Annotated in this window: 15 protein-coding genes; 8 read left to right on the top strand and 7 right to left on the bottom strand. The window is 68.5% G+C overall.

Annotation, left to right across the window (positions count from 1 at the left end; genetic code table 11):
• Window positions 1-84: 84 nt before the first annotated feature.
• On the bottom strand, window positions 85-387 hold the full coding sequence (locus tag AC1DWT_RS09275) for a DUF4193 domain-containing protein (protein WP_005240850.1): 303 nt from the start codon (window positions 385-387) through the stop codon (window positions 85-87).
• A gap of 481 nt (window positions 388-868) precedes the next feature.
• Between AC1DWT_RS09275 and cei the strand changes: the two genes are divergently transcribed.
• Window positions 869-1,558, top strand: a complete 690-nt coding sequence (cei, locus tag AC1DWT_RS09280) for an envelope integrity protein Cei (RefSeq protein ID WP_206015381.1) — start codon at window positions 869-871, stop codon at window positions 1,556-1,558.
• 7 nt (window positions 1,559-1,565) lie between these two features.
• Here the strand turns inward: cei and AC1DWT_RS09285 are convergent, their stop codons facing one another.
• Complete coding sequence (locus tag AC1DWT_RS09285) at window positions 1,566-2,468, bottom strand: inositol monophosphatase family protein (RefSeq protein ID WP_206015380.1); 903 nt, start codon at window positions 2,466-2,468, stop codon at window positions 1,566-1,568.
• A gap of 180 nt (window positions 2,469-2,648) precedes the next feature.
• Here AC1DWT_RS09285 and ppgK point away from each other — a divergent pair, with 180 nt between their 5' ends.
• On the top strand, window positions 2,649-3,401 hold the full coding sequence (ppgK, locus tag AC1DWT_RS09290; protein ID WP_477920318.1) for a polyphosphate--glucose phosphotransferase: 753 nt from the start codon (window positions 2,649-2,651) through the stop codon (window positions 3,399-3,401).
• Window positions 3,402-3,522: 121 nt separating this feature from the next.
• On the top strand, window positions 3,523-4,896 hold the full coding sequence (locus AC1DWT_RS09295; RefSeq protein ID WP_072942348.1) for an RNA polymerase sigma factor: 1,374 nt from the start codon (window positions 3,523-3,525) through the stop codon (window positions 4,894-4,896).
• 82 nt (window positions 4,897-4,978) lie between these two features.
• Here AC1DWT_RS09295 and AC1DWT_RS09300 read toward each other — a convergent pair whose 3' ends face one another.
• From AC1DWT_RS09300 to AC1DWT_RS09310, 3 genes are read right to left on the bottom strand one after another with little or no spacing between them, the layout of a single operon-like run.
• Window positions 4,979-6,151, bottom strand: coding sequence for a cation:proton antiporter (locus AC1DWT_RS09300; RefSeq protein WP_072942350.1), 1,173 nt, complete (start codon window positions 6,149-6,151; stop codon window positions 4,979-4,981).
• Between the two features lie 7 nt (window positions 6,152-6,158).
• Window positions 6,159-6,641, bottom strand: coding sequence for a cation:proton antiporter regulatory subunit (locus AC1DWT_RS09305; protein ID WP_005240833.1), 483 nt, complete (start codon window positions 6,639-6,641; stop codon window positions 6,159-6,161).
• Window positions 6,642-6,688: 47 nt separating this feature from the next.
• Window positions 6,689-7,042: a DUF952 domain-containing protein gene (locus tag AC1DWT_RS09310; protein WP_095860673.1), complete on the bottom strand. Its 354-nt coding sequence runs from the start codon at window positions 7,040-7,042 to the stop codon at window positions 6,689-6,691.
• A gap of 261 nt (window positions 7,043-7,303) precedes the next feature.
• On the opposite strand from AC1DWT_RS09310, the gene AC1DWT_RS09315 reads away from it, so the two are divergent.
• Window positions 7,304-7,498, top strand: coding sequence for a DUF7455 domain-containing protein (locus tag AC1DWT_RS09315; RefSeq protein ID WP_005240831.1), 195 nt, complete (start codon window positions 7,304-7,306; stop codon window positions 7,496-7,498).
• A 111-nt stretch (window positions 7,499-7,609) separates the two neighbouring features.
• Here the strand turns inward: AC1DWT_RS09315 and AC1DWT_RS09320 are convergent, their stop codons facing one another.
• A complete protein-coding gene (locus AC1DWT_RS09320; protein ID WP_477920372.1) occupies window positions 7,610-9,373 on the bottom strand; it encodes a DEAD/DEAH box helicase in 1,764 nt (587 codons plus the stop codon).
• Between the two features lie 253 nt (window positions 9,374-9,626).
• Between AC1DWT_RS09320 and AC1DWT_RS09325 the strand changes: the two genes are divergently transcribed.
• Window positions 9,627-10,799: a YihY/virulence factor BrkB family protein gene (locus AC1DWT_RS09325; RefSeq protein WP_206015379.1), complete on the top strand. Its 1,173-nt coding sequence runs from the start codon at window positions 9,627-9,629 to the stop codon at window positions 10,797-10,799.
• Here the strand turns inward: AC1DWT_RS09325 and AC1DWT_RS09330 are convergent.
• Window positions 10,772-11,008: a DUF3039 domain-containing protein gene (locus tag AC1DWT_RS09330; protein WP_005240826.1), complete on the bottom strand. Its 237-nt coding sequence runs from the start codon at window positions 11,006-11,008 to the stop codon at window positions 10,772-10,774. The two genes, AC1DWT_RS09325 and AC1DWT_RS09330, sit on opposite strands and share 28 nt — an antisense overlap.
• A gap of 77 nt (window positions 11,009-11,085) precedes the next feature.
• Here AC1DWT_RS09330 and AC1DWT_RS09335 point away from each other — a divergent pair, with 77 nt between their 5' ends.
• The 3 genes from AC1DWT_RS09335 (at window position 11,086) to AC1DWT_RS09345 (ending at window position 14,092) form a co-directional block, all read left to right on the top strand.
• Window positions 11,086-11,445: a DUF3099 domain-containing protein gene (locus AC1DWT_RS09335; RefSeq protein WP_072942357.1), complete on the top strand. Its 360-nt coding sequence runs from the start codon at window positions 11,086-11,088 to the stop codon at window positions 11,443-11,445.
• 30 nt (window positions 11,446-11,475) lie between these two features.
• Window positions 11,476-12,954, top strand: a complete 1,479-nt coding sequence (locus AC1DWT_RS09340) for a DUF7782 domain-containing protein (protein WP_206015378.1) — start codon at window positions 11,476-11,478, stop codon at window positions 12,952-12,954.
• Between the two features lie 166 nt (window positions 12,955-13,120).
• On the top strand, window positions 13,121-14,092 hold the full coding sequence (locus tag AC1DWT_RS09345) for a sigma-70 family RNA polymerase sigma factor (RefSeq protein ID WP_206015377.1): 972 nt from the start codon (window positions 13,121-13,123) through the stop codon (window positions 14,090-14,092).
• The last annotated feature ends 48 nt before the right edge of the window (window positions 14,093-14,140 follow it).

Here is a 14,140-nt window from a genome sequence, read left to right on the forward strand (position 1 = left end):
GCGCTCGACCGTGCCCGCCCGCAGACGGACGGAGACTGATCGGACGGTGGGCCCCCACCGTCCGCCTCTCGAACTCGCCGCCGGTCAGGCCGCGCAGTCCCTGCACACCAGCACTCCACCCGCGTCACTGGCGAGCCGGCTGCGGTGGTGCACCAGGAAACAGCTCGAACACGTGAACTCGTCGGCCTGCTTCGGCACGACCCGCACCGACAGTTCCTCACCGGACAGATCCGCGCCGGGCAGTTCGAACGACTCCGCGGTGTCGGACTCGTCGACGTCGACAACAGCCGACTGAGCCTCGTTGCGTCGCGCCTTCAGTTCCTCCAGCGAATCCTCCGAAACCTCGTCGGACTCTGTTCGCCGCGGTGCGTCGTAGTCAGTTGCCATGTCGCCTTCCCCTCATCTTCTTCCGTGTATCCCGGCCCGTGCGACGCGTCGAACCGAGTGCCGGTCGACCGTCCACACGAAAACCGCCTCGGCGCAGACCACACCCTGCGGCTGCACAACGCTGCAGCGGATGGATACGTGCCCGGATACCAGGCTCCGGAAACATGATCTACGCCTCTTTTGTCATCTTCTGCCGACCCTCGTTCTGCATGCTTTGAACGACTGGGGCCGCCAGACAGTAGCCGAAGGAAGTACAAAAGACGTAACCGAATCGACCGATCGCGCAAATTGTCTGCTAATCGTCACCAACACCACAGCAAGCTGTGACATTCCACAACGGGGACGGGTTCGGGGTTATGACGCCGCAGGGATCTAAGGTAGGTGCCGAACCTGCGCCACGACGTGTGGCCGGGCCCTGTATCGGTGCGCTGGACGGGCGAAACGTTCGAAGCGCAGTTCGTAGGAGAGGTCGAGGCACACTGTGGTTTCACTGATCACCGAAGGCAGCCCGCTCGACGACAAGGGTCGTCCGTTCCGGCGGCGACGGGCGATGCCGATCCTCGTGGTGTTCGCGATCCTCGCCCTGCTCGGAGCCGTCGTGTGGATCGGCGTCCTCGGCGACGACGAGGACCTGGCCGCGACGGTCGACTGCAATCTTCCGCAACCGGCCGCGCAGCCGGTCGATCCCGCAGCCCCGCCGCCGCAGGCGCTGGGCGAGAGGGTCGACGGTTCGACGTTGCGGGACGTGGAGCCCGCCGCGCTGTCCGCCACGAAGGTGCGCGTGTTCAACGCCAACGGCGAGCACGGCCAGGCGGCGCAGGTGGCCGCGCAGCTGAGCGACTACGGGTTCGCGAGCGCACCCGATGTCCAGGCGGGCAACGACCCGATCTACGTCGACCAGAACATGCAGTGCCAGGGGCAGCTGCGGTTCGGCCCGAACGGCGCCGCCGCCGCGAGCGCGCTCTGGCTGGTGGCCCCGTGCGCGGAACTCATCCAGGACACCCGCACCGACGACACGGTCGATCTCGCCCTCGGAACCTATTTCCGCAAGATCTCGCCGAACGCCGACGCCGAGGAGGTTCTGCGGTCCCTGAAGGATCCGCCGTTCGGGACCCAGCCCGCACCTCTCGACATCGATCTCCTGAAGGCGGCGCGTACCGCCCGCTGCTGACCGCCGGTCACTCCTCCGGGATCGCCCTGTCCGCCCCGATCTCGGCGAACAGGGCGTCCAGCGCGTCCGCGATGCCGGGGGCCGCGGCCACCACCACCTCACCGTCCGCACTCGACGTGTGCGGCGACGGGATCCGCACGCGGGCGCCCGCCTCGGTCGCGATCAACGAGCCCGCCGCCCAGTCCCACGGGCTCAGCCCGTGTTCGAAATGGGCGTCGACACGGCCGGCCGCGACCATGCACAGGTCGAGGGCCGCCGAGCCGATCCGGCGGATGTCCCGCACCCTCGGCAGGATGTCGGCAATGAGGGCGCCCTGAACCTTGCGCCGGGCCGCGCCGTATCCGAATCCGGTGGCGAGCAACGCCATCGACACGTCGGTGACGGGGTTGCACCGCAGTGCGCTGACCCGTCCGTCGGCGTCGGTGAGGGTCGCCCCTCCGCCGCGCGCCGCCGCGTACGTCGACCGGGCCGCCACGTCGACCACGACCCCGGCGACGGACACTCCGTCGATCTGGGCGGCCACCGAGACGGCGTACGCGGGCACCCCGTACAGAAAGTTGACGGTGCCGTCGATCGGGTCGACGATCCAGCGCACGCCCGCGACGGAATCGCCCTCTCCCCCACCTTCTTCGCCGAGGATCGCGTCCTCGGAACGAAGCTCCGCGAGGCGGTCGCGGATGACCTGCTCGCTCTCGGTGTCGACGACGGTGACCGGGTCGGTGGGAGTGCTCTTCGACGCCACCGAGTCGCCGGATTCCGCTCGCGTCCCGACGATTCCGAACACCTCGGGCCGCCGTGCCCGGACGTGTGCGGCGGCCTCCTCGGCCACCGTGACGGCGACCTCGAGCAGTCGTCTGGGATCGGTGCCGACGTGGCCGGGCGCGGTGTCTGAACTCTGGGGTGCATGCACACACCCATCGGAACACACTTTCGCTGCCTCACACCACCGCTGACGGTCCGCGCTCCCCTTCCGGCGCCACAGCGTCGTCCGGTGTCATCACCCACCGAACCCGCCTCGACGCACTAGTGTGACGGGCAGCAGAAGCGCGCCCGGAGAACACGTCGTCGTCGACACGGAGGAGCACACGCCATGGCCAAAACGGGGTTCGGTGTCGACGTCGGAGGCAGCGGCGTCAAGGGTGGCGTCGTGGATCTCGAGACCGGAGAACTGATCGGCGACCGCATCAAGCTCCTCACCCCCCATCCGTCCACCCCGGAGGCGGTCGCGAAGACCGTCRCGGAGATCATCCGCCAGGCCGAATGGGACGGACCGGTCGGTATCACTCTGCCGAGCGTCGTCACCGGCGGCGTCGCACGATCCGCCGCGAACATCGACAAGGGGTGGATCGGGACCGACGCGCGCGCGCTGTTCTCGGACGCACTCGGCGGCAGGCGCGTCACCGTCCTCAACGACGCGGACGCGGCGGGGATGGCCGAGGACGCGCTCGGCGCGGGCAAGGACGCGAAGGGGGTCGTCATCCTCCTCACCTTCGGCACGGGCATCGGCTCGGCGATCCTCCACAACGGCGTACTGCTTCCCAACACCGAGTTCGGGCACATGGAGGTCGACGGCAAGGAGGCCGAGCACCGGGCGGCGTCCTCGGTGAAAGAGAAGAAGGATCTGTCGTACAAGGAGTGGGCCGCCGAGGTCAGCCGGGTGCTCACCCGGTTCGAGAACCTCCTGTGGCCGGATTTGTTCATCGCCGGCGGCGGAATCAGCCGCAAACACGAGAAGTGGATCCCCCATCTGACCAACAGGACACCCGTCGTACCTGCTGCGCTGCTCAACACGGCGGGAATCGTCGGTGCAGCGCTCGCGGTCGAAACGGGCATCGCTCCGTAACTATTTCGGATGGGTCGTTACAATGGAAGAGCCCGGCTGCGCGCCGGCGAAACCAGTAGACCTCTCCGCCGGATGACCACTCTGGCGTGACGCCGCACGACACCGTCACGAAAGGGCGTACGTGGCAGCCACCGATACACGTCAGACTGCTGATTCGACTTCAGAGTCAGGACCGGAAGCACCAGTCGCAGCGGCAGCCACCGGCACCGCTCCGGCAGCCGAGGCAGCTCCCGCGAAGAAGGCAGCGGCGAAGAAGGCCCCCGCCAAGAAGGCAGCAGCGAAGAAGGCCCCCGCCAAGAAGGCGGCGGCGAAGAAGGCGGGCGGCAAGAAGGCCACGGCCGGTAAGGGTGCGGACGGCGAGGACCTCGACGAGGATGCCGCCGACATGGAAGACATCGACATCACCGAGGGCGACCTCGCCGAGGTCGAGTCCGATGTCGTGGAGGTCGTCGCAGTCGGCGAGGACGAAGAGACCGAGGAGCCGTCCGAGAAGGACAAGGCGTCCGGCGACTTCGTGTGGGACGAGGAGGAGTCCGAAGCGCTCCGCCAGGCCCGCAAGGACGCCGAGCTGACCGCATCCGCAGACTCCGTCCGCGCCTACCTCAAGCAGATCGGCAAGGTCGCCCTCCTCAACGCCGAAGAGGAGGTCGAGCTCGCCAAGCGGATCGAGGCGGGGCTGTACGCGACCCAGATCATGCAGGAGCTGTCCGACTCCGGCGAGAAGCTCCCCGCCGCCCAGCGCCGGGACATGAGCTGGATCTGCCGCGACGGAAACCGCGCCAAGAACCACCTCCTGGAGGCCAACCTCCGGCTCGTCGTGTCGCTGGCCAAGCGCTACACCGGCCGCGGCATGGCGTTCCTGGACCTGATCCAGGAAGGCAACCTGGGCCTCATTCGTGCCGTCGAGAAGTTCGACTACACCAAGGGCTACAAGTTCTCGACCTACGCCACGTGGTGGATCCGCCAGGCCATCACCCGCGCGATGGCCGACCAGGCCCGCACCATCCGCATCCCGGTGCACATGGTCGAGGTCATCAACAAGCTCGGCCGCATCCAGCGTGAACTCCTGCAGGACCTGGGCCGTGAGCCCACGCCCGAAGAGCTCGCCAAGGAAATGGACATCACGCCCGAGAAGGTGCTGGAGATCCAGCAGTACGCGCGTGAACCCATCTCCCTCGACCAGACCATCGGCGACGAAGGCGACAGTCAGCTCGGCGACTTCATCGAGGACTCCGAGGCCGTCGTGGCCGTCGACGCCGTGTCCTTCACCCTGCTGCAGGACCAGCTCCAGTCGGTGCTCGAGACGCTCTCCGAGCGTGAAGCGGGCGTCGTGCGCCTGCGCTTCGGCCTGACCGACGGGCAGCCCCGCACCCTCGACGAGATCGGACAGGTCTACGGCGTCACGCGTGAGCGCATCCGCCAGATCGAGTCCAAGACCATGTCGAAGCTGCGCCACCCGTCGCGGTCGCAGGTGCTGCGCGACTACCTGGACTGACGCACAGACTGCGATGCCCCCGGACTCCGAGCGAGTCCGGGGGCATCGTCGTTCGTGCGCCGGGGCATCCGGCGGGCACCCGTCACGCGGTGGTGCGAACCCGGATCCAGGCGCCCGCCACCGGTTCGACCACCCGTGCCGCCACCGGGCCGATGACGGCCATCAGGAGCACGTACGCGGTGGCGAGTGCCACGAGTTCGCTCTCCACTGCGCCTGCCGACAACGCCAGCCCGGCGATGACGATCGAGAACTCGCCGCGCGCGATCAACGCGACCCCGGCGCGGGCCCGGCCCAGCCGCCCGACCCCTTGCTGTTTCGCCGCCCACGCACCGGTGACCATCTTCGTCAGCGCGGTGACGACGGCGAGCAGCACGGCCCAGCCGAGGACCGGCGGAATCGCCCGGGGATCGGTGTTGAGCCCGAACACGACGAAGAACATCGCCGCGAACAGATCGCGGAGCGGCTCGAGGACGCGGCTCGCGTTGTGGGCGGTGGTGCCGGAGATCGCGATCCCCAGGAGGAAGGCCCCGACCGCGGCCGAGACCTGCATCGCCGAGCTGATCCCCGCCACCAGAAGCGCGGCACCGAGCAGCTTCAGCAGCAGGGTCTCGCTGTCCGGGCTGTCCAGCAGCGCGGACACGTAGCGGCCGTACCGCAGCGCGATCACGAGGACGACGGAGATCACGACGAGGGAGATGCCCACCGCCTCGAGTCCACCGGCGAAACTGACGCCGGCGAGCAGGGCCGTCAGAATGGGCAGGTACACGGCCATCGCGAGGTCCTCGAACACCAGGATCGACAGCACGACCGGCGTTTCCCGGTTACCGAGCCGTCCCAGGTCGCTCAGCACCTTCGCGATGATGCCCGAGGACGAGATGTAGGTGACACCGGCCATCACGACGGCACCGGTGGTCCCCCACCCCAGCATCAGGGCGACGACCGCTCCGGGCGCGGCGTTCAGGACGGCGTCCACGACACCGGCCATCCACGACCGTCGCAGCCCGGTGACGAGTTCCGATGCGGTGTACTCGAGCCCCAGCAGAAGCAGGAGGAGGACCACCCCGATCTCGCTCGCGAGGTGGCTGAACTCGCTGATGTCGCCGAGGTTGACGAATCCGCCGCTGCCGAAGCAGAGGCCTCCGAGGAGATAGAACGGGATGGGCGACATCCCGAATTGAGCTGCCAGACGGCCCAGCAGGCCGAGCGCGAAGAACACCGCGCCCAGTTCGATGAGCGCGAGCGTGGTGGTGTTCACGGGTCTGTCAGCCGTTGGCCAGGAGCTTGGCTGACGCGTCCAGTCCGTCTGTGGTTCCGACGGCGACCAGCAGGTCGCCGGAGGTGAGCAGGAAGTCGGGCTTCGGTGACGGGTACACCTGGCCCGCCCTCATGACCGCGACGATCGAGACCCCGGTGCGCGTGCGCATCGCGGTGTCGCCGAGCGGGCGGCCGTCGAATCGGGAATCTTCCTTGATGTACAGCTGCTTGGTGCGGATGCCGGGCAGGTCCCGGTGTTCCTCCTCCAGCTGCGCCACCAGTTGCGGCGCTCCCAGCAGATTGCTGAGCACGGCCGCCTCCTCGGTGGTGAGCGGCACGGACGCGGCGCAGGCGTCGGGGTCGTCGGCCTTCGACACGATCAGGTCCGTGCGGCCGTCGCGATGGGTGATGACACCGATGCGGCGACCGGCGGCGAGTTCGAAGTCCTTACGCACCCCGATACCGGGTAGTGGCGTCACTTCAACGTTCATGCCTCCACGGTAGTCCGATGGGGGTGACCAACAGCGGAAGGCTCGCGTCAGCGCCGGGCCGGGAACGTGCCGTCGGCCTCGGGGAGGTACTCCTCGACGGCGGTGACCGCCGTGACGGGCAGCGGCCCGTACAGGTGCGGGAACAGCATCGACGCCGGATCGGCCGGCACGCCCGGCTCCCACTTCACCGGCGCACCGAGCGCGTCGGGGTCGAGTCTCAGGAGGACGAGGTCCGTGCGCCCGGCGAACAACCGGTTGGCGGGCAGATGCACCTGAGCGGGTGTGGAGAGGTGCACGAATCCGTCCGCGGCGTACGCGGCGGGCACGCGAGCGCCTTCGCGTTCCGCGGCGCGCCATTCGTCGCGGCTGCAGATGTGAACGAGTTGGTCTTCGGATTTCACACGGTGAGACTAGCGTCACGGCCGAAATCGAATCAGCTGTCAGCGAACTCGGACCGATCGGTCTGTTCGCATCGGCGCTCGTCACGTCGCTGTCGGCACGTTTCGGGCCGGTTTCGTGTGTGATGCAACACTGAGAAACGCCGTCGGGAACAACGCGTAAACCCCAAACGTCTGACAGAGTAGATCCACCGCGCCACCCCCGACGCGGCGGACCAAGGCCCCAGGCACTCGGCATCAGTCGAAAGCCAGTACGGAGGAGTCATGCCCGGAACACTGACCAGCCCCCCGTTGACCGCAGCCGACCGGTGCGACCGGTGCGGTGCGGGAGCCCGCGTTCGCGCGGTCCTTCCGACCGGAGGAGAGTTGCTCTTCTGCGGTCACCACGCCAACGAGCACGCAGACCGTCTTCGCGAGATGAACGCCACGATCGTGTCCGAAGCCGAAGCTGCAATCTGATACGTCAGCCCGGGTGACCCGTCCCAGGCTCACCTCTTTCAGCAACAAGAGACCGGCGAGTGCAGTGCACTCGCCGGTCTCTTGTGCGTTCGCGTCACGCGGTGACGGGGGTCACCACTGCCGCAGGGTGGAGATCCGCTCGGTGAGCTGCTCGACGGTGGCGATGGCCGTGGGCGGTCCCCCGCAGACCCGGCGGAGTTCGCCGTGGATCGTGCCGTGCGGCTTGCCCGTCCGGTGGTGGTGCATCGCGACGAGACTGTTCAATTCGCGGCGCAGTTGCGCGAGCTGCCCGGCGGCAGCCACCCGGTCCGCGACCTGTGGAACCGGCGTGTGCGCGGGCGCGGGCGCGGCGGGCTCCTGCTTGTCCAGCTGCTCCGACTGACGCTGACGCAGCAGGGCCCGCATCTGATCGGCGTCGAGCAGACCGGGCAGACCCAGGTAGTCGGCCTCCTCGTCGGATCCCGAGAACGTGGCCGTCCCGAAGGACGAGCCGTCGTAGATCACCTGATCGAGCTCGGCATCGGCACCGAGTGAGGTGAACGCCTTCTCCTCCTCGCCGAGTTCGTCCTTCTGCTTGTTCGCGTCGGCGAGCAGGTCGTCGTCGAAGCCGTCCTTCTCCCGGTGCGGCTTGCCGAGCACGTGGTCGCGCTGCGCCTCCAGCTGGCTGGCCAGGTCGAGGAGCACCGGCACCGACGGGAGGAACACGCTCGCGGTCTCACCCTTGCGGCGGGACCGCACGAAACGACCGATCGCCTGCGCGAAATAGAGCGGGGTCGACGCGCTGGTGGCGTACACGCCGACGGCCAGGCGGGGGACGTCGACGCCTTCCGACACCATGCGGACGGCGACCATCCACTTCTGGGTGCTCGCGCCGAACTCGGCGATCCGCTTGGACGCCGTCGGGTCGTCGGAGAGGACCACGACCGGGTCTTCGCCGGTGACCGCCTTCAGGGTCTGCGCGTAGGCACGGGCGACGGTCTGGTCGGTGGCGATCACCAGGCCGCCCGCGTCGGGCATGCCGCCGGTGCGCAACTGTCCGAGGCGGGTGTCGGCGGCGTGCAGGACCGCGGGAATCCAGTCACCCGACGGGTCCAGGGCGGTGCGCCACGCCCGGGCCGTCTGTTCCGCGCTGAGCGGCTCCCCGAGCCGCGCGGAGAACTCCTCGCCCGCATTGTTCCGCCAGCGTGCCTCGCCGGAGTACGCGAGGAACACGACGGGCCGGACGACGCCGTCCGCGAGCGCGTCCGAGTACCCGTAGGAGTGATCCGCCTTCGAGCGCATCAGACCCTCGYKGTCGGGTTCGTACGTCACGAACGGGATCGCGCTGTCGTCGCTGCGGAACGGCGTACCGGTCAGGGCCAGACGGCGGGTGGCGTCACCGAATGCCTCCCGGATGGCGTCACCCCAGCTCTTCGCGTCGCCACCGTGGTGGATCTCGTCGAGGATGACCAGCGTGCGCCGGCTCTCGGTGCGGACCCGGTGCTTGAACGGGTGGGAGGCGACCTGCGCGTACGTCACCACGACACCCTGATAGTCGCTGGACGTCTGCCCGGTCGAGTTCGAGAAGTACGAGTCCAGCGCGATGCCGTTGCGCGCCGCGGACTCCGCCCACTGGTGCTTGAGGTGCTCCGTCGGCGCGACCACCGTCACCTGGTCGACGGTCCGGTCGCGCAGCAACTCCGACGCGACGCGCAGCGCGAAGGTGGTCTTACCGGCGCCCGGCGTCGCGACCGCGAGGAAATCCTGCGGTCCGGTGGACAGGTACTTGGTCAGCGCACGACGCTGCCAGGCGCGCAGCGATCCCGCGGGCCTGGCTGGTTCGGTCTGTGCGAGGTAGGCCTCGGTACCCACGATCTGCGCGGCCTCGGTTTCCACTGTCGGCGCCGACTGGGAGCCCACTGTCTCAGCACTCACGGGCTGCCCTCCGCTGGCATGGCACTGTTTGCTCGCACTCCTCGGTATCGATCGACACATCCGGTCCAGACCCGAAGGCGCTGTCCGTCAAGGAGCCTAGCGCCCGGATCCGACGCGAACCGCATTCGCGAGTTCCGATACTGACAGATTTGTCGCGACACGAGGACAGCAGCGGTGGGCAACCGGGCGTGTCGTCAGGGATGCTGGAAACATCATGACCGAAACACCCTCGACAACACCGCAGAGTGGCGGTGATCCACCCCGGTCCGGGTGGCATCCGCTACGTCGCGCACTGAGCGTGATCGGTCGCACAGCGAGCAAGGCGTGGGACGATTCGATCTTCGGGAAGGCGGCCACGGCGGCCTTCTGGCAGACACTGTCGCTGCCCCCGCTCCTGCTCGGACTCCTCGGCATGCTCGGCTACGTCGGCGGGTGGTTCGGACCCGACACGGTCGACATCATCCAGTCGAAGATCATCAACTTCAGCGGGACCGTGTTCAGCGACAGCGTCGTCGAACAGATCATCCGCCCGACGGTCGGGGACGTCCTCCAACGGGGACGTCCCGAGATCGTGTCCCTGAGTTTCCTGCTGTCCCTCTGGGCGGGCTCGTCGGCCATCTCCACGTTCGTGGACTCGATCGTCGAGGCCCACGGCCAGCAGGAGGCGCGGCACCCCGTGTGGCAGCGCCTGTTCGCGCTGCTGCTCTACGTGATGTTCCTGATTCTCGCCGTGTTCACCCTGCCGCTGGTCGCGCTGGGGCCCACACTCGTCGGGAGGGTGCTCCCGGAGGCGTGGCGCACGATCGGGACGGAGATCGTCGACACGTTCTACTACCCCGGCGTGGGACTGCTGCTCATCGTCGGCCTGACGACGCTGTACAAGGTGGCGCTCCCCCGGTCGCTGCCCTGGCACCGGCTGCTCGGCGGCGCGCTCGTCGCGGGAGTGTTCTTCCTCGGCGCGAGCACCTGCCTGCGCCGCTACCTCTCGTGGGTGGCGGGAACCGGGTACACGTACGGGGCGCTGGCCACGCCGATCGCGTTCCTTCTGTTCACGTTCTTCCTGGGTTTCGCGGTGGTGCTCGGCGCCGAGTTCAACGCCACCGTGCAGGAGTTCTGGCCTGCCAGGGCGACCCGCATCGACCAGATGCGGGACTGGATCGCCGCGCAGGCCGAGAGTTCACCGTCGGCGGGTCCGGTGACCAGCCTCACACGCCGCATCGCCACCGGGCCGATCAAGGTCGTCGGCGACCGCAACCGTCCCGATCCGGCCGGGCAAGGGTCCGGGAACGACGAAAAGCCCGACGGCCCGGTACGAGAATCTCCCGAGCCACCGGGTGTGCGGCGAGCGCCGGCGAAGCCTCAGTCGCCCTTGCGCAATCCTTCGTAGATCTTCTTGCAGTCGGGGCAGACCGGCGATCCCGGCTTCGCGGATTTCGTCACCGGAAACACCTCGCCGCACAACGCGACGACGTGAGTGCCCATGACGGCGCTCTCCGCGATCTTGTTCTTCTTCACGTAATGGAAGAACTTGGGAGTGTCGTCATCGGTCGACTCGTCGGTGGTGACGTCGGGCCGTTCCTTGGTTTGAGTGCTCACCCCTCAATAATGCCGCAACCGGCCAGTGATCCCACCCCCCGTGTGCATTTGCCGCCCGACAGTGGAACAGTGGAGACATGGCACGAAGTGCAGGGTTCGGTGGGTCCCACGACGCCGGCTCACCGAGTAATCCGGTTCTCATCACCGAGGCAGCGCGATCCATCGAGGATCAACACCGTGCCCGTGTCCGCAAGTACCTGCTCATCATGTCGTTCCGGTTCCCGGCGCTGATCTTCGCGGCGGTGGCGTACGGCATCTGGGAGAACCCGTGGATCTCGATGGCGATCATCGGCGTGTCGATCCCGCTGCCGTGGATCGCGGTCCTCATCGCGAACGACCGGCCGCCGCGCACCAAGGACGAGCCCAGCCGGTACGACCACCGCGACTCGCCGTCCACGGCCCTTCCCGCGCCGCCGCACCACACGATCGAGGGCTGACGCCGTCGGGCGTCCTGCAACAATGCACGGGTGAACCGTGACGAACTGCTGTCGATCTGCCCATCTCTGCGTGCGGCCCTCCTCCGCAATCGGTACGACACGGACACCCTGCTCGATGCGCTCGGCCCCGAGGTCCACGCGGCGTTGAGCCGCAACGAACCGGTCCCGGTGCGCCGGGCCAGCGCGTCCTGCGGCGAACTCGGCACCCTGATCCGCCTGTTCCTGCTCACCGACGACTGTCCCGCCGGCGAGGTGGCCGAAGCGCTGGCCCCCCTCGCGGTCGACGACGCCCTCGCCGCAGGCCTGCTCGAATCCGAGGGCGACGTCGTCCGGGCCGCCCTCGACCTGCGGCCGCTGGACATCGGCGGCGGCAACCGCTGGGTGCTCTCCGACCTCGACGGCTCCCTCCGCCCCCGCGAGACGCCCGTCGACCACGTCATCGGCGTCGGGCACGCGTCGCTGTCGCTGCTGCAGGCCACCCCGACCGCACCGGTCGGGACGTTGCTCGACATCGGGACCGGGTGCGGCATCCAGGCCCTGCACGGCGCGTCCTACGCCGACGCGATCACGGCGACGGATCTGAACGTCCGGGCGGTGGACCTGGCGGCCGTCACGGCGGCGCTCAACGAGCAGGAGGTGGAACTGCTCGCCGGGTCGTGGTTCGAGCCGGTCGAGGGCCGCACGTTCGATCAGGTCGTGGCCAATCCGCCGTTCGTCGTGAGCCGCGCCACGGTGGGCCACACCTACCGCGACTCCGGCCTCGACCTCGACGGCGCGAGTGAACTGATGATCTCCCGCGTGGCCGACTACCTCGCGCCCGGCGGCACGGCGGCGCTGCTGGCGTCGTGGATCCACGTCGAGGGCGAGGACTGGCGTGCCCGGGTGGCGTCCTGGCTGCCGGCCCACGGGATCGACGCGTGGGTGGTGCAGCGGGACGTCGCGGACCCGGCCCTGTACGTCGGCACCTGGATGCGGGACGGCGGCCTCGACACCCGCGACCCGGCCACTGCCACGATCGCCGGGGACTGGCTGGACCACCTCGCGAGCGCGGACGTGGAGGGGGTCGGTTTCGGGTTCGTCTACCTGCGCCGGACCGACGCACCCACCGATCTGATGGCGGAAGACCTCACCCACGGCTTCACCGATCCGCTCGGCGCGGAGGCGCTCGCGTACTTCGATCGGGTGGCGTGGCTGCGCGACCACGACGTGCTCACCGCCCGGTTCCGCGTCGAGGAGAGCACCGCCCTGGAGCGGGTGTTCCTGCCCGGCGACGAGGGATGGACGCAGGTGGTCGCCCGGTTGCACCGGGGAAACGGCCCGGCGTGGCAGCACGAGGTCGACGATCTCGTCGCCTCGCTCGTCGCGGGCATGCGCGGCGACGGCCTCGTACTGGGCGAACTGATCGAACTCCTCGCCGCCGCGCACGGGGTCGACGCGGAAGAACTCGCGCAGTCGGCGGTGCCGCTCGTGCACGCCCTCGTCCGGCACGGACTGGTGCTCCCCGCGTAGCCGCCGGGTTCCCGATCCGTCCCCCTTATACGTGTTCTCAGCAACTTCTCAGGACCGAATCGAGGAACCCGCAGGTCACAGCCTCTTCGTAAATTACCGGCCGGGAACTTTCCCGGGCCGTCGGTGCGTTGATCCATATGAGACACCACCGATGAGGAGGCAAGTCATGACAAGCCCCAGCACCACTACTCGCATTCGCCCCAGCGCTGCCGATCTGGACGCCCAGAGCCCCGCTGCCGACCTGGTCCGCGTCTACCTGAACGGCATCGGCCGCACAGCGCTGCTGACGGCCGCAGACGAGGTGGAACTGTCCAAGCGAATCGAGGCTGGGCTGTACGCAGCGCACATCATGGAGACCGGGAAGCGCCTCTCCCCCGCCAAGAAGCGCGACCTCGCGACGGTCGTCCGGGAAGGACAGTCTGCCCGCGCGCACCTCCTCGAGGCCAACCTGCGGCTCGTCGTGTCGCTCGCGAAGCGGTACACCGGTCGCGGCATGCCCCTGCTGGACCTCATCCAGGAGGGCAACCTCGGCCTGATCCGCGCGATGGAGAAGTTCGACTACGCGAAGGGGTTCAAGTTCTCGACGTACGCCACCTGGTGGATTCGTCAGGCGATCACCCGCGGCATGGCCGACCAGAGCCGCACGATCCGGCTCCCAGTGCACCTCGTGGAGCAGGTCAACAAACTGGCCCGCATCAAGCGTGAACTGCATCAGCAACTCGGGCGTGAGGCGACCGACGACGAACTGGCCGAGGAATCGGGAATCCCGGCGCACAAGATCGCGGATCTCCTCGACCACAGCCGCGACCCGGTGAGCCTCGACATGCCGGTCGGCAACGACGAGGAAGCCCCGCTGGGCGACTTCATCGAGGATTCCGAGGCCACGTCCGCGGAGAACGCCGTGATCGCCGGCCTCCTGCACAGCGACGTGCGCACCGTGCTCGCCACCCTTGACGAACGTGAGCAGCAGGTCATCCGCCTGCGTTACGGACTCGACGACGGTCAGCCGCGCACCCTCGACCAGATCGGCAAGCTCTTCGGGCTCTCCCGCGAGCGTGTCCGTCAGATCGAGCGCGAGGTGATGGGCAAGCTGCGCCAGGGCGACCGCGCCGAGCGGCTGCGCTCCTACGCCAGCTGACCCCCAGTCCACCACCGATTCAGCGCCGGTGCCGGTCGTACGCGACCG

Source organism: Rhodococcus sp. P4_B6 (genome assembly GCF_056402215.1).